At 65.3% G+C, this 18,751-nt stretch carries 21 protein-coding genes and 1 pseudogene; 11 read left to right on the top strand and 11 right to left on the bottom strand.

Annotated features, from left to right (window positions below):
• Positions 1–57: 57 nt before the first annotated feature.
• From ACODS0_RS05965 to ACODS0_RS05955, 3 genes and pseudogenes are all read right to left on the bottom strand, one after another.
• Positions 58–425 (bottom strand): annotated as a pseudogene (locus ACODS0_RS05965) (EamA family transporter); the annotation flags it as partial.
• Between the two features lie 396 nt (positions 426–821).
• Entirely contained in the window at positions 822–2,312 is a 1,491-nt protein-coding gene (locus ACODS0_RS05960) for a hypothetical protein (protein WP_488833505.1), read from the bottom strand.
• Between the two features lie 231 nt (positions 2,313–2,543).
• A complete protein-coding gene (locus tag ACODS0_RS05955; protein ID WP_488833503.1) occupies positions 2,544–3,485 on the bottom strand; it encodes a DMT family transporter in 942 nt (313 codons plus the stop codon).
• A 242-nt stretch (positions 3,486–3,727) separates the two neighbouring features.
• On the opposite strand from ACODS0_RS05955, the gene ACODS0_RS05950 reads away from it, so the two are divergent.
• The 5 genes from ACODS0_RS05950 (at position 3,728) to minE (ending at position 7,174) form a co-directional block, all read left to right on the top strand.
• Entirely contained in the window at positions 3,728–4,561 is an 834-nt protein-coding gene (locus ACODS0_RS05950; protein ID WP_488833501.1) for a hypothetical protein, read from the top strand.
• A 207-nt stretch (positions 4,562–4,768) separates the two neighbouring features.
• Positions 4,769–5,071, top strand: a complete 303-nt coding sequence (locus ACODS0_RS05945; RefSeq protein ID WP_488833499.1) for a proteophosphoglycan ppg4 — start codon at positions 4,769–4,771, stop codon at positions 5,069–5,071.
• Positions 5,072–5,279: 208 nt separating this feature from the next.
• On the top strand, positions 5,280–6,041 hold the full coding sequence (gene minC / locus ACODS0_RS05940) for a septum site-determining protein MinC (RefSeq protein WP_488833497.1): 762 nt from the start codon (positions 5,280–5,282) through the stop codon (positions 6,039–6,041).
• A 44-nt stretch (positions 6,042–6,085) separates the two neighbouring features.
• Positions 6,086–6,904 (top strand): septum site-determining protein MinD, encoded by an 819-nt coding sequence (minD, locus tag ACODS0_RS05935; protein WP_055397265.1) that lies wholly within the window; start codon positions 6,086–6,088, stop codon positions 6,902–6,904.
• Between the two features lie 3 nt (positions 6,905–6,907).
• Positions 6,908–7,174 carry a cell division topological specificity factor MinE gene (minE, locus tag ACODS0_RS05930; protein ID WP_010465263.1) on the top strand — a complete coding sequence of 89 codons (267 nt, stop codon included), beginning with the start codon at positions 6,908–6,910 and terminating at the stop codon, positions 7,172–7,174.
• An 87-nt stretch (positions 7,175–7,261) separates the two neighbouring features.
• Here the strand turns inward: minE and ACODS0_RS05925 are convergent, their stop codons facing one another.
• Positions 7,262–7,852: an MOSC domain-containing protein gene (locus ACODS0_RS05925; protein ID WP_488833494.1), complete on the bottom strand. Its 591-nt coding sequence runs from the start codon at positions 7,850–7,852 to the stop codon at positions 7,262–7,264.
• Entirely contained in the window at positions 7,849–8,370 is a 522-nt protein-coding gene (locus ACODS0_RS05920) for a flavin reductase family protein (RefSeq protein ID WP_055397294.1), read from the bottom strand. The genes ACODS0_RS05925 and ACODS0_RS05920 overlap by 4 nt, the downstream gene beginning before the upstream one ends.
• A 94-nt stretch (positions 8,371–8,464) precedes the next feature.
• On the opposite strand from ACODS0_RS05920, the gene ACODS0_RS05915 reads away from it, so the two are divergent.
• Together ACODS0_RS05915 and ACODS0_RS05910 are read left to right on the top strand one after the other, a co-directional pair.
• Entirely contained in the window at positions 8,465–9,253 is a 789-nt protein-coding gene (locus ACODS0_RS05915) for an alpha/beta fold hydrolase (RefSeq protein WP_431151468.1), read from the top strand.
• A gap of 113 nt (positions 9,254–9,366) precedes the next feature.
• Complete coding sequence (locus ACODS0_RS05910) at positions 9,367–10,125, top strand: YdcF family protein (RefSeq protein ID WP_055397259.1); 759 nt, start codon at positions 9,367–9,369, stop codon at positions 10,123–10,125.
• 4 nt (positions 10,126–10,129) lie between these two features.
• Here ACODS0_RS05910 and ACODS0_RS05905 read toward each other — a convergent pair whose 3' ends face one another.
• Positions 10,130–10,705 carry a flavodoxin family protein gene (locus ACODS0_RS05905; RefSeq protein ID WP_121421841.1) on the bottom strand — a complete coding sequence of 192 codons (576 nt, stop codon included), beginning with the start codon at positions 10,703–10,705 and terminating at the stop codon, positions 10,130–10,132.
• A complete protein-coding gene (locus ACODS0_RS05900; protein WP_488833489.1) occupies positions 10,702–11,361 on the bottom strand; it encodes a TetR/AcrR family transcriptional regulator in 660 nt (219 codons plus the stop codon). The genes ACODS0_RS05905 and ACODS0_RS05900 overlap by 4 nt, the downstream gene beginning before the upstream one ends.
• 88 nt (positions 11,362–11,449) lie before the next feature.
• Here ACODS0_RS05900 and ACODS0_RS05895 point away from each other — a divergent pair, with 88 nt between their 5' ends.
• Positions 11,450–12,142 carry a hypothetical protein gene (locus tag ACODS0_RS05895; protein ID WP_436129549.1) on the top strand — a complete coding sequence of 231 codons (693 nt, stop codon included), beginning with the start codon at positions 11,450–11,452 and terminating at the stop codon, positions 12,140–12,142.
• Between the two features lie 40 nt (positions 12,143–12,182).
• On the opposite strand, the gene ACODS0_RS05890 is transcribed toward ACODS0_RS05895, so the two are convergent.
• Positions 12,183–13,082, bottom strand: a complete 900-nt coding sequence (locus tag ACODS0_RS05890; protein WP_488833486.1) for a LysR substrate-binding domain-containing protein — start codon at positions 13,080–13,082, stop codon at positions 12,183–12,185.
• Between the two features lie 113 nt (positions 13,083–13,195).
• Between ACODS0_RS05890 and ACODS0_RS05885 the strand changes: the two genes are divergently transcribed.
• Positions 13,196–13,900 carry an SDR family oxidoreductase gene (locus ACODS0_RS05885; protein ID WP_488833484.1) on the top strand — a complete coding sequence of 235 codons (705 nt, stop codon included), beginning with the start codon at positions 13,196–13,198 and terminating at the stop codon, positions 13,898–13,900.
• Between the two features lie 67 nt (positions 13,901–13,967).
• Here ACODS0_RS05885 and ACODS0_RS05880 read toward each other — a convergent pair whose 3' ends face one another.
• Complete coding sequence (locus tag ACODS0_RS05880; protein WP_426305919.1) at positions 13,968–15,311, bottom strand: D-amino acid dehydrogenase; 1,344 nt, start codon at positions 15,309–15,311, stop codon at positions 13,968–13,970.
• A gap of 176 nt (positions 15,312–15,487) precedes the next feature.
• On the opposite strand from ACODS0_RS05880, the gene ACODS0_RS05875 reads away from it, so the two are divergent.
• Both ACODS0_RS05875 and ACODS0_RS05870 read left to right on the top strand, forming a co-directional pair.
• Entirely contained in the window at positions 15,488–16,408 is a 921-nt protein-coding gene (locus ACODS0_RS05875; protein ID WP_055397292.1) for a LysR family transcriptional regulator ArgP, read from the top strand.
• 84 nt (positions 16,409–16,492) lie between these two features.
• The gene (locus tag ACODS0_RS05870; protein WP_055397245.1) at positions 16,493–17,107 is read left to right on the top strand and encodes a TetR/AcrR family transcriptional regulator; all 615 of its coding nucleotides are present in this window, start codon (positions 16,493–16,495) and stop codon (positions 17,105–17,107) included.
• Positions 17,108–17,204: 97 nt separating this feature from the next.
• Here the strand turns inward: ACODS0_RS05870 and ACODS0_RS05865 are convergent, their stop codons facing one another.
• Complete coding sequence (locus ACODS0_RS05865) at positions 17,205–18,143, bottom strand: fasciclin domain-containing protein (protein WP_488833480.1); 939 nt, start codon at positions 18,141–18,143, stop codon at positions 17,205–17,207.
• Positions 18,144–18,200: 57 nt separating this feature from the next.
• A complete protein-coding gene (locus ACODS0_RS05860; protein ID WP_488833477.1) occupies positions 18,201–18,656 on the bottom strand; it encodes a fasciclin domain-containing protein in 456 nt (151 codons plus the stop codon).
• Between the last annotated feature and the right edge of the window lie 95 nt (positions 18,657–18,751).

The raw sequence follows: 18,751 nt of genomic DNA, 5'->3' as shown, positions 1-18,751 counted from the left end.
AAAATGATAGCTGCCATCACTACGCAGGTAGCCTATGGCACTATTTGATACAAATGCTCAACCCGCCCGTCGGTTCACCAGCACAATCCCCGCCGCCACCAGCCCCGGCGTGACCGGTTCGCCCAGCCACAGCGCGCCAAACAGCAGCGCAAACACGGGCGTGAGGAACACAAACACCGAAATCTTGGTCGCCGGGTAGTGCGCCAGCATCCACATCCAGGCCAGGTAGCTTACAAATGCGCCCACCAGGGCCTGCACCAGCAGCGAGCCCCAGGCAAACGCGCTGAACTGCCAGACCCAGGACTCGCCCAGATCCAGCGACAGCACCGCCGTGCTCACGCCCATCTAGTACACAACTGCTTGGCAGGGGCCACGCTCGCCAGAGGCGTCGTGCGGATGACCACTCTGGTCAGCGCCCACACGAGGGCGATGTGGCTGGATGTGCAGCTCCAGCGCGGCGTGGGTAAAGCTCTGGTGCCATAGCGTCGCAACAAAGGCCCGGACCGCGTCCAGCAGGGGCGGGTGCTACAACATGCGGGTGAGGTTCACACGCATGCGACGCCGTCAAAATCGTCCGGCGAGAAATGATTGCTAGACAAGCCGCCCGTCAGCGGTTACACACCTCGATCGCCTCCTGACGCCGCTGTTTGCGATCTCGGGGCGTTGACTATCAGTCGGATCAAGCTACCGGAGCTGTGATGGTTCGTGCAATGCGTTAGTTTCAGGCATGTCTGCACGCGTGCCCGTTTGGGGTGGCTGCGGGGTGACGTTCAACCGCAAGATTCCCACAGCCACCGTGTCAATTACTCGCCTTTGCTAGGTCAGTTACAGGCCCATGTGCCATTGCTTCGTGTGAACAGCGTGTTTCCATAGATCAACGCACTCCCGTCGTTGGCAAAGGCCCACGGGGTCAGCGGCTGAGCAGCGCTCACGGCCTGCCCTTGAAGAGTCCATGTGTCACTGCTGCGTGAATAAAGTGCAATGCGCTGCGTCTCGCCAGAGTAGGTCGCCGGGGCGTCGCATGCCACCTGTCCGGGCACTTTGGCGGTATTCACGGCGAGGGTATTGCCGTCGCTTGAGAACACCATGGAGCCGTACGCCCTTCCGCCAGAGAGCGGAGGCGTGTAGGTGTAGAGCGTGGCTGGAATCCGACTTTGCTGGGACCAAGCACCGTTGCCATCGTGCGCGAAGACGATGACTACAGGAGTGGTGGCTGTCTGCAACAGATCACGGTCGGTCACGGCCAAGGTGCTGCCGTCGGCCGACAGGGCCATGCTCGCGATGAAGGTGCCTTCGGTATTCAACGAGGTCTGGGGTGCCCAGGAGGTTCCAGTGCGGGTGTATGTGAAAACGGCGCTGGAGGATGTGGTGCCCGAGGAGATGACAGCAGAAACAGTCAGCAGGTTGCCGTCCGCTGAAAGCGCCATGTGATCGGCGATCTCAGCTTGGCAGGGTTGGGCGCAAGTTGACGGTGCGGTGCTGGTGTCTAGCCGGGCCTGCTCGTTCCATGTGCTGCCGTTGCGCCGGTACATATACACCGCGTCTGTCACGACGCGGGTGCCTGTGCTGGTCGAGATTTGTTTCATGGATCGCACTGCCAAGGTATTCCCGTCGGCCGACAGCACGGCCCCACCGACGTAGTAGGCACCCGATTGCAGTGACGCTTGCTGCAGCCACGGCTGATTTTTGCCGCTGCGTGCGAAAACGAGCATTGTGGTATTCGAGCCATAGCTTGCTGCGGTGAGCACTAGAGTGAGAGCATCCTTGGACAGCATGCCCTTGGAGAGATATGCACTTGCATATTGAACGAGGGGAACAGAGCCCGAGGGAAATTCGTGGCTTATGCCCTTCGTGATGTCGAATGCCTTGGTGTCCGAGAAGCTCCCGCAACCGGCCGCATTGCATGCTCGCAGGCGGTAGCTGGCGTTGAGGGCTTCAGGAAAATTGACATAGGCGCCGAACGAACCGGTGACTCGACTGCCGTCGGAAGCGAGTGAGTAGCTGAACCTTTGGGGATCACGCTGTGTTTCCGCAAGAGGGCCCGAGCCGTCCGGGTCTACGAAAAGCTCGTAACGTGTCGCAGTCGCAGTAGGTGTCCAGGAGAAATCAAGGGACGAACCGACGGTGAAGTTTTCGGGTGCTGCAGGCGCGGAGGGAGTTGGTGCGGGAGGTGTTGATTCAGAGTCAGAACCCCCTCCGCAGCCCGTGAGGACCAGCGCCGCGACTCCCAAGACCAGCGCGCGGCGCCAGCCTTGTTGTGATTCAATTGGAGAGCGTTGAAGGGAGGGGCGGAAGAAAACGTTGTCAGTCATGCATGCTCTTTCTTAAGGTCATAAAAAGAACGCGGGATTTGTGGCCGCATGCCGCGTACTCTAGCGAGATAGAGAGAAATCACCACCAGCGCAATGTCTTGTTACTTTCCGCCTTTGCGTTGCTCTATCTCAGAGACTTGATAGCGCTCTACCACGCCTTGGTGCTGGCTACTATGCAAAATGCAGCTGACAACGTTTTGATCATTGACTAGGACTCAATTGCTCTATGCGTCAATGTTGCACCCCTATGCCTGACGCAGGCCGCCGGTTCACCAGCACAATGCCCGCCGCCACCAGCACCAGTGCCGCCACCAGCCCGGGCGTCACGGGCTCACCCAGCCACAGCGCACCAAATAGCAGCGCAAACACCGGCGTGAGGAACACAAACACCGAGATCTTGGTGGCAGGGTAGTGCGCCAGCATCCACATCCAGGCGAGGTAGCTCACAAACGCACCCACCAGCGCCTGCACCAGTAGCGAACCCCAGGCAAAGCCGCTGAACTGCCAGACCCAGGCCTCACCCAGGCCCAGCGACAGCACTGGCAATACCGCCGTGCTCACCGCCACTTGATAGAAAAGCTGCTTGGCAGGCGCCACGCGTGCCAGGGGCGTGGTGCGGATAACTACCGTGGTCAGCGCCCACATCAGGCCTGCGGCTAGTCCTAGCAAATCTCCCAGCCAGCCTTTGGGCAGCGCCGTGCTGGCATGGCCCAGCAGCCCGTCGCCCAGCGCCAGCCCCACGCCCACAAACGCAGCCGCCAGGCCCAGCCACTGCCAGCCCTGCAGGCGCTCACCGGGGATGAAACGCGGCAGCAGCAATGCCACCCAGAAGGGCGACGCATACAAAAACACCGTGAGCCGCGAGGCGGTGGTGTACTGCAGGCCCAGATAGATGCACGCGAACTCGCCTGCAAACAGCGCCCCCGCCAACAGCCCGGCACGCGTGGCCCCGGCGGGCTCGCCCGCGCCGGAAAGGCCTACACCACGCCACAAGCACCAGGCCGCTACCGCGACCGTGGCCAGCGCAAAGCGCACAAAGGCCTGGAACACGGGCGCCACCTCGGCCACTGTGGCCTTGACCAGCACCTGCTGGAAGCCCCAGAACATGCAGCACGCGAGCAGCAGGGAGATGGCGAGGGCGTCGATATGGGTTTTGCGGGTAGACAGGGACATCGGTCGATTATGAAAGGCAAGCCTTGCGCTTCAGGTCGCCTGTGTGCCGTGACCTTCTGGCCCTGCGCAGCGCCGCGGCGACGACAGGCAACGCCAAGCGTGGGTCGCTGGTCCTACAGCGGTTGCGCTTTTGGCGGACGCTGCCAGGCGGGTGATCTGGTTAGTGTGTGGCTTTCGGGTACGCACCAACTCTGCACCACCCTGCGGCGAAAGCCCTTGCCTTTGCCCTTCCAAGATCCAACATGAACGTATCCCACACAGATCCGGACCGCGCCGCGCCAAGGAGCGCAGGGCAAAGGCATGGACGGCGCAAGGTCCGGCTGCTGTCCGGCGCTGCACTGCTGGTTTTGGTCGTCCTGCTGCTGGGGTTTATGCGGCTGTGGCCAGCGATGCAGCAGCCATCGCAGACCACCGGAGCGCTGTCCTTGGGCGCCGGCTTGGCGAACCCTGTAGACACATCACCCGCGAAGGTCGCGTCGCCAGCGCCGCAGCCAACCCAGGTACCGCGCAGGGCACAGTTCGGTAAGGAGCCCGCCTCGGCCGAAGCCCGCCAGATCGCGGCGTGGGCCTTGCACTCGGGTGACAACCAGAACCGCGCGGTCGTGGTGGTCGACAAAATGCACGCAAAGGTCTATGTGTTTGACCGCGACGGTGCGCTCCAGGGCGCGGCCCCGGCGCTGATGGGGTCGGCCATCGGCGACCACACCGTTCCCGGCGTGGGGGACAAGCCCGTCGGCCAGGTACTGCCCGAAGAACGCACCACCCCCGCAGGCCGGTTCGTTGCCGAAACCGGTTTGAACGCCAATGGCGAAGACGTGGTTTGGGTGGACTACGACGCGGCGGTGTCCATGCACCGAGTGCGGGCCAACGTCAAAGCCGAGCGTCGGTTGGAGCGGCTGGCCTCCAGCACCGCCGCAGACAACCGTATCTCCTTCGGTTGCATCAACCTTCCCGTCTCTTTCTACGAAAAAGTGCTGAGCCCCCTGGTGCGTGGCACGGGCGCTGTGGTGTACGTGCTGCCCGAGACACAACCGGCAGCCGCATTTTTTGGCGCCTATGACCTGCCTGCGCAGTGATGCCCATTGACCCACGGTGTGTGCGGGCTTGTTGAACAGGGTGTTTTCGGAGTGCGATGGCAAGACCCACACCGTGCAGGCCCGTCCCTGTCCGACACGCGCTCCGGTCTCAAGCTGACGTAGCGCCAGCCGCAAACAACTAGCCTGGGTACAGCTGGCGATGTTGCTGGCGATTTCCAAATTCACCACACACCAAGGAGTCTCCACATGACTGCATCGAACACACTCAAGACATTGCTCGCGGGCCTGGCTACCGTCGCCGTTGTGGGCACCGCTATGGCGCAGGGCACGCCACCCACCACCGCAAGCCCCAATGCTGCCACGGGCGCCGGCCAGCAAAGCTCGCAAGGCACGCCGATGGGCACCACGGGCGTTGGCGGTGGGGGCGCCGCGACGGCGACCACGCAAGCCGCTCCAGCACCTGCCGCTGCAGCCCCCGTAACCACAGACACGACCATGTCTCGTACGGGCGGTGCAACGACCCGCCCCATGCGCGCTGACCGCAACTAAGCCAGGAAGCTGGCGGTAACAAGAATGCCGGGTACGCCCGGTTTTTTTGTGGGTGCGCAAGGGCGAGTGCCAGCGCCTTCGCGCCCCCTGATTCACGCCAGAGGGGATGGCAAGCCAGCCAAGAGGTCGTGAACAAGCGCTTACGTGGCCCCACGGTACACTTTGCGCCTTCTGAAACGGTTCCCGCGCTCCTTTCCACACCCCATTCATGGCCCTTACGACGGCGGCGCAGTCCCGCACCAGCTTTGACCTCAAGAGCGCCTCGCTGCCCGTGGTGGCCGTGGTGCTCAAGACCACCGACGCCGCGCAGTTCGCCGCCGACCTGGCCGAGCGCGTGGCCGACGCCCCGGGCTTTTTTGACAACGACCCCGTGCTGATCGACCTGGCCGCCGTGCGCGAGGCCGAGGCGCCCATCGACTTTGCCGCCATCGTGGCCGAGCTGCGCAGCCGCAGCACCCTGCCCGTGGCCGTGCGCGGCGGCAACCCCGCCCAGATGGACGCTGCGCGCGCCGCAGGGCTGGCGGTAGCGCCCGATGCGCCGCCTGCCCGTGCGGAGGCCCCAGCCCCCGAGGTGCGCGAGGTCATTCGCGAAGTCGTGCGCGAGGTGGAGGTCGTTCGCGAAGTGCCCCTGCCAGGCCCCGGCACCGTGGTGGTGGACAAGCCCCTGCGCTCCGGCCAGCAGGTGTATGCGCGCGGCGCCGACCTGGTCGTGATGGCCGTGGTGAGTTTTGGCGCCGAGGTGATTGCCGACGGCAATATCCACGTCTATGCCCCGCTGCGCGGCCGTGCGATTGCCGGCGCGCGGGGCAACACCGAAGCACGTATTTTTTCGACCTGCCTGGAGCCGCAGCTGGTCTCCATCGCGGGCATCTACCGCACCACCGAGACCGAGTTGCCCGCCGATGTGCGTGGCAAGCCCGCCCAGGTGCGGCTCGACGGCGAGAAGCTCATCATCGAGCCGCTTGCCTGAGTTCCCATTTCATTCGTACCAACCCCACAGAGAATCAGCAACACATGGCCAAAATCGTCGTCGTGACCTCCGGCAAGGGTGGCGTGGGCAAGACCACCACCAGTGCCAGCTTTGCCACCGGCCTCGCCCTGCGCGGCCACAAGACTGCCGTGATCGACTTTGACGTCGGCCTGCGCAACCTCGATCTCATCATGGGCTGCGAACGCCGCGTGGTGTACGACCTCATCAACGTGATCCACGGCGAGGCCAACCTGAACCAGGCGCTCATCAAGGACAAGCAGTGCGACAACCTGTTCGTGCTGGCCGCCAGCCAGACGCGCGACAAGGATGCGCTCACGCAAGACGGCGTGGAAAAGGTGCTCAAGGACCTGGCCGAGATGGGCTTTGAGTACATCGTCTGCGATTCGCCTGCCGGCATCGAAAGCGGCGCGCTCATGGCCATGCACTTTGCCGATGAGGCGCTGCTGGTGACCAACCCCGAAGTCTCGTCGGTGCGCGACTCCGACCGCATCCTGGGCATGCTGGGCAGCAAGACCAAGCGTGCGATTGAAGGCGGTGAGCCCATCAAGGAGCACCTGCTCATCACGCGCTACAACCCCAGCCGCGTGCAGGACGGCCAGATGCTGAGCCTGGAAGACATCCAGGACATCCTGCGCATCAAGCTGATCGGCGTGATCCCCGAGTCGGAAGTGGTGCTGCAGTCGTCCAACCAGGGCACGCCCGCCATCCATGCCCAGGGCACTGATGTGTCCGAGGCCTACAAGGATGTGATCGACCGCTTCCTGGGTGCCACCGACAAGCCGCTGCGTTTCATCGATGCGGAAAAGCCAGGCTTCTTCAAACGCCTGTTCGGGAGCAAATAAGCCATGGCTTCTTTCCTGTCCTTCCTGCTCGGCGAGAAGAAGAAAACCGCCAGCGTCGCCAAAGAGCGCCTGCAGATCATCCTGGCGCACGAGCGCAATGGCCGCAACGCCGCCGAGCCCGACTACCTGCCTGCGCTGCAGCGCGAGCTGGTGGCCGTGATCTCCAAGTACGTCAAGATCAACCCCGAAGACCTCAAGGTGCACCTGGAGCGCCAGGACAACCTGGAAGTTCTGGAAGTCAAGATCGAGTTGCCCGACACGGTGCGTTGAAGGCTCGGGTTCGAGCCAAATTGGGCTCTGGCGCTTATCTGGTAAGCGCCAGTAGCTATCAAAATTGATGGATCCAGTGGGGCCTGGCTAGCGCGCGTGCTTTGCCCACTTGCCCGCCAGCGCCTGGGCGATGCTCAGCCCGCGCTGCCCGGGCACCAGCGTGGCGGTCTCTCCGGCGGCGATGGTGCCAGGCTGGTCCACCGCAAGGTAGTAGCCGCAGCACCCGGCCAGGGCCATGGTGCGGCCCGCCTGCGCAAAACCCATGACGGCGTTGAACTTGAAGCATGGCTCGCGCGGTGCACTCACCCGCAGCACGCAGTGGGGGAAATGCCATTCATCGCCCACAAACACATCCGCTTCCAGCGGCCCGTCGATGGTGAGGTTCTCGCCCATGAAACCCGGCGGCAGCGTTTCATCGAACAGGCTCACGCCCCGTTCGCGGCGTTGGGTCTGCCAGAACGCGTAGTGGGCGGCGGGGTAGGCGTATACGGCCTTGCCCAGGCCGCCATGCACGCTCGGGTCGGCCTGCTCGTCGCCTGCCAGCCCTAGCGGGCCCACAGCCACGGGGCCGGTGACGGGGGCCTTGCCGATGGCAGTGAGCACCGAGCGCTCGCCCACCTTCAGGCGCCGGGCCAGGCCGATGTTCACGTGGCGCACGACCACGGTGGGGGTCGTCACAGCGGGTGCTCGGTGTAGAACTTGCCACCGTGGTACAGCAGGGGCGAGATGCCTTCGCGGTGCTCGCAGCGCTCGACCTCGCCCACAAAGATGGTGTGGTCGCCCTCCTTGTACTGGCTGCGGTTGAAGCACTCGAACGTGGCGGCTGCCCCTGCCAGAAGCGGGGCGCCGCTGATGCCGGGCCGATGTTCCAGGCCCGCCCAGCGGTCGATGCCGCGCGTGGCAAAACGCTCGGCCAGTGCCTTCTGGTCTGCGGCCAGCACGTGGATGGCGTAGTGCGAGCCATCGGCAAAGGTGGGCAAGGTGCTGGCGCCGTGCGACAGGCTCCACAGTACCAGCGGGGGTGCCAGCGACACCGAATTGAAGGAGCTTGCCGTGAGCCCCACCAGGTCGCCCGCAGCCGTGCGGGCCGTGACGATGGTCACGCCCGTGGCAAACATGCCCAGCGCATCGCGAAACTCGCGCGTGGAGAAGCTCGGTGGCAGGGCGAGGGTGGGGCGGGGGAGCGAAGGGTTCACAAAAGCGGTGCCAGCGGTGGCAGCATGGGGGAGCAACTATTATCAGGCGCCACCCACCACCGCGCTGTTGCGGGGTTTACTGGTTTTCCACCGCATGGCCGTCCTACCTACCTTCACCACCCTGGGCTCCGGCCCCACCGTGCTCCTGCTGCACGACGCCGATGGCGACCACCTCACCTTTGCCCCCCAGGTGGAAACGCTGGCCACGGTCGGTTACCGCGCCGTGGCCTGGAACATGCCGGGCTATGGCCGCAGCGCGCCCGTGGAGCCGTACACCTTCAAGGCGCTGGCGCAGAGCTGCCTGGCCTTGATCGATGCCCTGCAGGGAGGCCCCGTGACCCTGGTGGGGCATGGCATGGGCGCCATGGTGGCGCTGGAGGCCGCCGTGCGCAGCCCGTCGCAGGTGCGCCGCCTGCTGCTCTGTGCAGGTGGGCCGGCGCTGGATGCGCAGGCCATGGATGACTGGGTGGCGCCCCGCTTGGGTGCTTTGAAGGCGCTGGACGCCGGTGGCAGTATGGAGCAGCTGGCGCAGACGCTGGTGCCCCAGTTCATCGGCACCGGTGCGTTGCCCGAAGGGGTGCGGCTGGCCAGCCACGCGCTGGGCCAGGTGTATCCAGGGGCCTACCGGCGTGCGCTGGAGGCCTTGTCCACGTTTGATCGCGGAGCCTCTGCCTTGGCGCAGCTGGCCATACCCGCGCTGCTGGTGGGGGGCGAGCTCGACCGCTGCACACCGCCGGCTGCCCTGGAGGCCCTGGCCCAGGTGATGCCCGATGCGCAGACGGTGTTGTTGCCCCACATCGGGCACTGGCCGCAACTGGAGGACCCGGAGGGTTTCGATGCCGCGCTGCTGGACTTTCTGGCGCAGCGGCGGGTGCTGCACTGAGTTCGCCCCACCCGGCGCAGCCGATTTTTCGGCCCTTCAAACGATTCTTTTTCCCTGCCATGCCCTGGCGCCACCGGGCGGGTTCGCGCGGGTCTGATTGCTCCTCTTGTTTTATGTGGTTTGCCCTGAAAAAAATACTGTCTGCGCTGCTGCTGCCCCCGGTGTCCAGCATCCTGCTGGCGCTGGTGGGGCTGTGGATCGCGCGCTACCACCGCCGCACGGGCATCACGGTGGTGGTACTGTCATTGCTGTCGGTGCTGGTGCTGTCCTGGCCGCCGGTGTCGGACGCGCTGGTGCGCAGCCTGGAGCGCTATCCGGCGGTCGTCCCCAAGGACTTGCCTTCGTCAAAGGTGCAGGCCATCGTCGTGCTGGGCGGCGGCGCCGACACGGTGGCGCCTGAATACGGCGTGGACGTGCTCAGCCGGGGCGCGCGTGAGCGGGTGCGCTACGCCGTGTACCTGCAGCAGCAGACCGGGCTTCCCATCCTGGCCACGGGGGGCTCCACTGGCGGCACGCGGGCCGAAGCGCTGGTGATGAAAGATGTGGTGGAGCGTGAGTTCAGGGGCCGGGTGCGGTGGACCGAGGTGGAATCCCTTGACACCCGCAGCAACGCCGAAAGATCTGCCGTGTTGCTCAAGGCCGCTGGCATCGAGCGCATTGCGCTCGTCACCCACGGCTGGCACATGGTGCGCGCGGCCAAGACCTTCGAGCGCGCCGGTCTGCAGGTGCTGCCCGCGCCCATGGGCTTCAAGGGCGGCCAGGCGCGCAAGCTGTACCGGGTGTTGCCGCGCGCCTCCGCGCTGGCCGACAGCAGCCTGGCGCTGCACGAATGGCTGGGCATCCTGGCCCAGCACGGGTCGCTGGATCGCTAAGCCGTCAATCTGCGGCCGGTGTCAGCAGAAAACGGCTGGCTGCCTCCATCGCCTGCGCATCGGCCTGCACCGCTCCGGGCGGCCCGCCTTTGCCCCACAGGGCGCCGCCCCAGGTCATCGACAGGAACTGTGCGCACAGCGCCACCGAGTCGATCATCGGCTGGGCCTTGGTGCGGTCGCCGCTGGTGGTGACAAGCGCCAGCGTCTTGGAGGCCATCGGCTCCTTGAAGGCCAGGCCGGGGACGCGCATCCACGCGCTCCAGTGGTCCAGGTAGGTCTTGAGCGGCGAGGGAATGCTGTACCAGTAAACCGGCGCCACAAAGACGATGTGCGTGGCTGCCAGCGTGGCGTCGAGCAAGGTCTTCATGTCGCCTTCGGGCGGTGCATAGGTACCCGAGGTGTGGCGCTGGTCCACGAAGGGCGGCAGGTTCATGCGGGCCAGGTGGTGCCAGGTTTGCGCAGTACCGGCAGGGAGTGCGGCGGCGGCTTGGCGCGCCAGCCATTCGGTATTGCCGGTGTGGCCTGGTTCGCGGGTGGAGGTGGTGAGGAAGAGGTAGTGCGGTGCGGTGGGCGTGGTCATGGTGCCATCGTAGCGCCGCCCCCCAGACCCGTGCCGGGTGCCAGGGTTGCGATGCAGAGCTCCACCAGCGCCTGCTCGAATTCGGGGCTGTCCAGCAGGGGCGACTGTTCCAGCGATGCCGCCCGCACCGCGCCCATGAAGGCGCGGGTGAGCACAAACAGCTGGGTTGCCGAGGGTGCGGGCATCTGCTGCTCTTGCGCCACACGCTGCAGGTGCAGGGCCAGCCGCTCGCTGGCGCCGCGCACCGAGATCAGCACGGACGCGCGGTAGTCGAGCTTCCACGACAGGCGGGCAAGTGCGCGCCCTTCCTGGGGGCCGCCGCCAAAGGCCTGCAGGTAGTGGCGCACATACCCGCGCACCTGCTGCTCGGGCGTCCAGCCTTCGGTGCGGGCCTGGGCGAGCAGGGCGTCCAGCTCCAGCATCACCCGGTCGCAGTGCTGGTCGAGCATGGCCAGGAGGATGGCTTCCTTGCTGGGAAAGTACTGGTAGAGCGAGCCCACGGAAACACCCGCAACCTCGGCGATGCGGTTGGTGGTGAGCGCGTCCTCGCCCTGGGTGGCCACGATGCGTGCGACGGCTCCGAAGATGGCATCGACTGTGAACTGCGAGCGTTCCTGGCGGGGCGAACGGCGGGGGGCGGAGGAGGCAGGGGGCATGGAAAACCTGAGCGCAATGCGAGTAGGCGGAGACGGCGCTGCTGCCTATTCTGCCGCCAGTCCCTTGCAACATCCGGAGGAAACCTTCATGCACGCAACCAGCCAACTCGCCCTGGGAGCCGCCGCCATCGGCCTGGCTGGCACCTGGGCATGGCGCCAGCGCCTTGCGCTGCGGGCCGTGCACCGCGCCAGTGCCATCGCGCTGGCATCGTTCCTGGCGGCCCACTTGCTGGGCCACCTGGCGGGGCTGGCCGGAGCGGCAGCGCACCAATCCGTGCTGCAAGCCCTGCGCCTGATCTATCGCCAGCCGTTGGTCGAAGGCGTGCTGCTTGGCTGCCTGCTGTTCCAGATGGGCAGCGGCCTTACCTTGCTGTGGCGCGGGCGGGGCCGGCGCCGTGGGGGCGTGGCGTGGATGCAGGCCATCTCGGGGGGCTACCTGGCGCTGTTCCTGTTGATCCATGTGACGGCCGTCTTGGCGGGCCGGTTTCAGGGCGTGGACACGAACCTGCAGTTTGCAGCGGCGGGCATGCACACACCGCCCTGGCAGTGGTTCTTTGGCCCGTACTACTTTTTCGCAGTATTCGCGCTGGGCACGCACGTGGGTTGCGCTTTGTACTGGAACCTGCCAGAGCCTCTGCGGGCGCGAGCGTTGGTGGGGGCCATGCTGGCGGGCTGGCTGCTGGCCGTGTGTTTGGTGGTGCTGCTGGCGGGCGGATTCCATGTGCTGGAGATTCCGGCCCGTTACCTGGCCCCCCCGGCCGGGCTCGCAGGTCGGGGTTGAAGGGGGCCAGAGCATCCGCGCTGCGTGCGGTCTTTGCGGTTTATGCGCCGGCCTGGCCTCGCAGCCAAGCTCTCACGCCCGCAACGACCTCCGGTGCGCGTTGCTTGCGCGGAGCCACCAGGTAGTAGCCGGCGCCCGTGTGTGCTTCTTCCTCAAACACCTTGGCCAGCCGACCGGTGGACAGGTCCTGCGCCACAAAATCTTTCTGCACCAGCGCGAGCCCCTGGCCGGTCAGGGCCGCGTCGATCGCGAGTGTCGTCTGGTTGAACCAGATGGCCTGCGGTGTGGGATCTGAAGCCCCGGGAGCGGGCGGCGTGTGCTGCGCAAGGTAGTCGGCCCATGGAGACTGGGAGTCGTGCAGCAGCACGTAGCGGCCGATGTCACCCGCGGTGCCGGGTGGCCCCGAGCGGCGCAGCAACAGCGGGCTGCCCACCGCCACCAGGCACTCTTCGAACAGGAGATCGGCCGTGAGCCCCGGGCCGAATGGAGGGCGGCCGTACCGCACCGCCAGGTCCACCGCCTCGGTCTGAAAGTGCGACAGGCGCTCGGTCGCCAGGATCCGCAGATCCACCCCGGGGTGCAGGCGCGTGTAGTCCGCCAGCCGTGGGATGAGCCACTTGGTGGCGAAGGTCGGAGTGACGCTGACCGTCACATGCAGGGGCTCGGGCCGCAGGCCCTGCGTGGCATCGGCCAGCATCTCGAACGCGCGCCGCACCCCGGTGGCGTAGCGCTGGCCGTTGTGGGTCAACACCAGGGTGCGCGGGTGCCGCTCGAACAGCTTGAGGCCCAGCTCCGCCTCCAGCGCACGAATCTGCTGCGCCACGGCGCCCTGGGTTACGCCCAGCTCCAGCCCGGCCAGCCGAAAGTTGAGATGGCGGCTGGCGGCCTCGAACGCTCGCAGCGCATTGAGAGAGGGCGTGGGGCCCAACGGGGAGGTCATGGATGTAGATTTTCTACTGGATCGAAGCACGGCGGCTGCTCCGTCAGGTCGTCCAAAACACAAAGGATACGAAACAATTGCCAGATGCCGGTGTGTGGCATCCAAGGACGATCATGGCAGTAGAAAAAGTAGCGCTCATCACTGCGGGCGGCACCGGCGTTGCTGCTGCCACCGCCCGCCGGTTGACAGAGGATGGTTTTCAGGTCGGCATTCTTTCGTCGTCGGGCAAAGGCGAGGCCTTGGCCCAGGAACTCGGAGGCGTTGGCGTCACGGGGTCCAGCCAGTGCCTGGCGGATCTGGGCCGCCTGGTGGATCTGGCGCAAGCCCGCTGGGGCCGGGTCGATGTGCTCATCAACAGCACCGGCCATGAACCGCGCGCGCCTTTGTTGTCTCTGGCGGACGAGCGGTGGCTGCAGGGGACGGACACCTATCTGCAGAGCGTGATCCGGCCCACGCGGCTGGTGGCCCCCTTGATGCAGGCGCAGCGTGGTGGCGTGATCGTGAATCTGTCGTCAGCCTGGGCGGTGGACCCGAGCGCGCTGTTTCCGACATCGGCGCTGGTGCGCGCCGGGCTGGCTTCGTTCACGAGGATCTTTGTCGACAGCCATTCGCGGCACAACATCCGCATGAACAACGTGTTGCCGGGCTGGATCGACACCTTGCCCGTGTGGGAAGAGCGCCGCGCCGCAGTGCCGCTGCAGCGGTATGGGCAGGCCGCCGAAGTGGCCGCGACCATCGCGTTCCTGGCCTCGGAAGGGGCGGGCTATATCAACGGGCAGAACCTGCGGGTGGACGGCGGACTCGCGCTGGCCACCTGAGTGCCCGCGCGATGAGCGGGTTGGTGGGATGGACCCACCCCAACCCGGGCAGGCTGTGTGGGTGCTCTCAGGCGGCCAGCGCCGTGGCCGATGCGCGCCGTGCAGAGCCGTGGTGGCCCAGGAAGCCGAAGTTCATCGCGGGCTGTTCGCCGCTGATCAGCTCGGCCAGCGCCTTGCCCGAACCTGCACCGTGTGTCCAGCCCAGCGTGCCGTGGCCCGCGTTCACCCAGAGCTTGCCCACGCGGGTCTGCCCGATGAACGGGATGTTGGTGGGGGTGGCCGGGCGCAGGCCGGTCCAGTACTGCGGGTCGCCGCCTTGTTCGGGCGTGCGGGTGTCGCACACGCCGGGCAGGATGGCCTCGATGCGGCGCGACAGCATGTGGCAGCGTGCGCGCGCCAGGGAGCTGTCGAGCGTCAGGTCCCAGCCATTGAGTTCGATGGTGCCCGCCACGCGCAGGTAGTTGCCCAGGCGGCTCATGGCGATCTTCTTGCCGTCGTCGATGGTGGAGACCATGGGCGCGCCCTCGGGCTTGAGCAGCGGGAACGTGGCGCTGTAGCCCTTGCCAGGGTAGATCGGCAGGTCCACGCCCACGCTGCGCAGCAACGGTGCGCTGTACGAGCCGCAGGCGACGACGACGGCGTCGGCCTTCAATATGAAGTCTTTTTTGCCGCCAGCGCTTGTCTGTTTTGGCATGACAGCTACTGAATCAATAGCATTGCCGATTTTGTTCAGGCGCAGCACATCGTGGCCGTAGAGGAACTGCGCCCCGCGTGCCATGCAGCGGCGGGCCAGCTCCTGGGTGAACACGCGGGCGTCGCCGCTTTCGTCGGTGCTGGTGTAGGTGCCGCCGGTGATCTTGTCGCCGTAGGCCTTGAAGGCGGGCTCGATCTTGAGCAGTTCGTCGCGGCTGACCAGGCGGCGCTGCACGCCGTGCTTGCGCATGAGCTCCACCGCGTGGCCGGCGGCGTCAAAGGACTTCTGGTCTGTGTAGAAGTGGGCAATGCCGCGTTCGAGCCGGTTGTATTCGATGCCCGTGGTGCTGACCAGGTCCTTGAGCGCGGCATGGCTGTAGGCGCCCAGCGCCACGATCTGCTGCACATTGCGCTCGAACGCGGCGTCGTTGCACTGCGCCAGGAACTGTAGGCCCCAGCGCCACTGCTGCCAGTCCATCTGCGGGCGAAACAGCAGCGGGGCTTCCTTGTCGAACATCCACTTGAGCGCCTTGAGCGGCGCCTCGCGGTTGGCCCAGGGCTCGCAGTAGCTCACCGAGATCTGTGCTGCATTGGCAAAACTGGTTTCGAGCGCAGCATCGGGCTGGCGGTCGACCACGATGACCTCGTGACCGCGTTCAAGCAGGTGCCACGCCGTGCTGATGCCGATGATGCCGGCGCCGAGAACAATGGTTTTCATATGCGGAATGCCTTGTGAGCCTTTGCGTGCCACCCGCCCCAGTGCGGGACACGATGGGGCGCAGTGTGCGCGACATTGCATTCAACTAAAAGCAAAATTAAACTTACTCCAAAAACATCAGCGCACCTAATAAACGGTGCGGTAGAGACAACCCTCTTTTGTTCGAGCCCGAGACCATGAGCACCTACGATCCCGCCGCCCTGGAATGCCTTGCCGCCATCGTTGAAGAAGGCGGCTTCGAGCGCGCTGCGCAGCGCCTGAACGTCACACAGTCGGCCGTCTCACAGCGCCTGCGCGCGCTGGAGGCGCAGGTGGGCTCGGTGCTCATCGTGCGCAGCCGACCCCTGCGGCCGACCTCGGCGGGGCAGTTGCTGCTCAAGCACACCAAGCAGATGCGCCTGCTGCGCGCAGACCTGGAGCGCGACCTGCACGAGCTGGCGCCCAGCGCCCCGGGCGGCACGCGCGAGGATGAGCGCATCTCGATTGCCATCAACGCAGACAGCATCGCCACTTGGGCGATGGGCGCGCTGCACGAGCTGGTGCGCCAGCGCCTGCCGCTGGAAATCATCGTGGACGACCAGGATTTCACGCAGGAATGGCTGCGCTCTGGCCAGGTGCTGGGCTGCGTGACCACGCTCAAGCAGGCACTGCGTGGGTGCAAGATGGTGCCGCTGGGCGCCATGCACTATGTGGCCGTAGCGTCGGCCAGCTATGCGGAGCAGTACCTGCCCCAGGGGCTCACGCCGCACAACTTTCGCGAGGTGTCGTTCCTGTCGTTCAACCGCAAGGACGACATGGCTGCCGAGTTTGTGGCGCGTGCATTCGGGCTCAAGCGCGTGGCGCTCAATCACCTGTTCGTGCCGGGTTCCGAGGCGCAGATGCGCGCCGTGGCCGCAGGCTGGGCCGTGGGTGTGATGCCCGAGCTGATGGCGCGCGAGGCGCTGGCGGACGGCAGCATGGTGAATCTGGCACCGGGCCGCTCTCTGCCCATCCAGCTGTACTGGCACTGCTGGAACCTGGAGTCGGCCGTGCTGGACGCCCTGACGGCGGCCCTGACCGCCACCGCCGCGCGGACGCTGGAAGCGCCTGCGGCATGATTCCTGCAGGGTAAAACGTGAACGACGTAGTTGTATTGCAACTTAGTCATTTATTTTTTTACTGCAATGTATAAAATACAAGCCATGCAAACGCCGCAACCCAAAGTTTCGTTCAAAGAGCAGATGCACCAGGCGCGCGAGGATGCCATCCTCCAGTCCACCTGCCAGCTCCTGGGCGAAAAGGCCTTCGATGCCATGACCATGGACGACGTGGCCAATGCCGTGGGCATTGCCAAAGCCAGTCTGTACAAGCACTTCTGCAGCAAGGAAGAGCTGTGCAGCGCCGCCATGGTGCAGATTCTTGGCCGTGTGCAGGCCTATCTGGCAGATCTGCCCACTGAAATGCCTCCGCTTGAAAAGCTCCATGCGCTGGTGCGCTGGTCGCTGGAGCGGCTGCTGAGCAACGAAATGCCGCTGCTGCCCAGCCGCAACTCCACGCTGCGCGCGGTGCTAATGGCCAACAAGGACTACCTCAACGGCCTCGTGGCCGTGAGCGACCAGATTGGTGAATGGATCACCCAGGCCCAGGCACAGGGCGTGATCAGCCCCACCTTGCCGCCGCTGGTGGTGCTCTACACGTTGTATGCGCGCGCCTGCGACCCGGTGGTGAGTTTTCTCAAGGAAGGCGGCCAGTATTCCGATGCGGAAATCGTGGATCTGGTGGTGCGCACCTGTTTCGACGGGCTGGCAGCGCGGTAGTCGCGTCTCCTTTCCAGCGTTTCGTACGCACCCAAAAAAGAAAGCCCGGCATGCCGGGCTTTCTTGCGTGGGGCTCACGGGGCTCACAGCCACCGGCTTACTTGGGCAGGATCACCTTGTCCACGACGTGGATCACACCGTTGCTGGTGAACACGTCGGCCATGGTGATGTTGCTGGTGCGCAGGTTCTGGTCGGTGATCACGAGGCTTGCGTTCACCGTGAAGGTTTGTCCCTGGACGGTGCCAATGGCGGTATTGATTGGGACCTCGGCCTTGAGCACGCGCGCGGGTACCACGTGGTAGGTCAGTACCGTGGTCAGCAGCGCAGTGTCCGCCAGCAGGGCTTCCTTGGTCACCCCCAGCTCGGCCAGCAGCGCTGCAAACGCGGCGTTGGTCGGCGCAAACACCGTGAACGGGCCGGCTCCCTGCAAGGTGGTGGCCAAGCCGGCCGCCACCACGGCTTCCACCAGGATGCTGAAGTCCGGCAGCGCCGAGGCGGTGGCGACGATGTCCTTGTTGGCCGGCAGCAGCACGCGGTCCACCAGATGCACCACGCCGTTGCTGGCCTGGATGTCCGTGGCCGTGATGGTGGAAACGCGGTTGCGACCATCGGTGATCTTCAGGCCGTTGGCCGACTCGATCTTGAAGAAGCCGCCTGACACGGGCGTGATGGCCTTGCCCAGGGGGACGTCTGCACGCGGGACCCTGCTGCCGAGCACGTGGTAGGTCAGTACCGCTGTCAGCAGGGGCTTGTCGGCCAGCAGGGCCTCCTTGGTCACGCCCAGCTCGCTGAGCAACGCTGCAAAGGCGGCGTTGGTCGGGGCGAAAACCGTGAGCATGCCGGTGCTCAGAGTGGGCGCCAGACCAGCGGCGACCACTGCTTCGACGAGGATGCTGAGGTCAGGATTGTTCTGGGCGACTTCGACGATGTTGCGCTGGGGCTCATCGTCGCCGCCGCCACAGGCCTGCAACAAGGTGGCGCTGGCGCCCACGGCGGCGGCCAGCAAGACGGTACGGCGGTTGAATGCGGTGTTCATGGGGCTTCTCCTCGCTAGTGGATGGTGGTGGAAAGGACGAGCGGTTAGTCCGCGGGCTTACTTGGGCATCAGAACGGTGTCGATGGCGTGGATCACGCCATTGCTGGCAGCCACATCGGTCGCGATGACCTTGGACTGGTCCACCATCACGCCCATGCTGGTGGACACGATGATCTCCTGGCCCTGCACGGTCTTGACCTTTCCGGCCTTGACGTCCTTGGCCATCACCTTGCCGGGGACCACGTGGTAGGTCAGCACCTTGGTCAGTGCGGCCTTGTCAGCCAGCAGGCCGTCCAGGGTGGCCTTGGGGATCTTGGCGAAAGCCTCGTCGGTGGGCGCAAACACCGTGAAGGGGCCGGGGCCCTTGAGGGTGTCCACCAGGCCCGCAGCCTGCACGGCCGCCACCAGGGTCTTGAAATTACCCGCCTTCACGGCGGTATCGACGATGTCCTGGGCCATCACGGTGAAGGTGGCGCCTGCGGTCAGGGCCAATGCGATCAGGGTTTTTTTCATTTCACCATGACTCCAGCACCGAACTTTGCTGGACTACGCCGAAGCCCGATACAGCAGGTTTATCAATAACTTAGGCGAGTCCAACATATGCCGGT

The organism is Acidovorax sp. FG60 (assembly GCF_057808995.1).
This window is presented reverse-complemented; position numbering and strand designations above follow the sequence as displayed.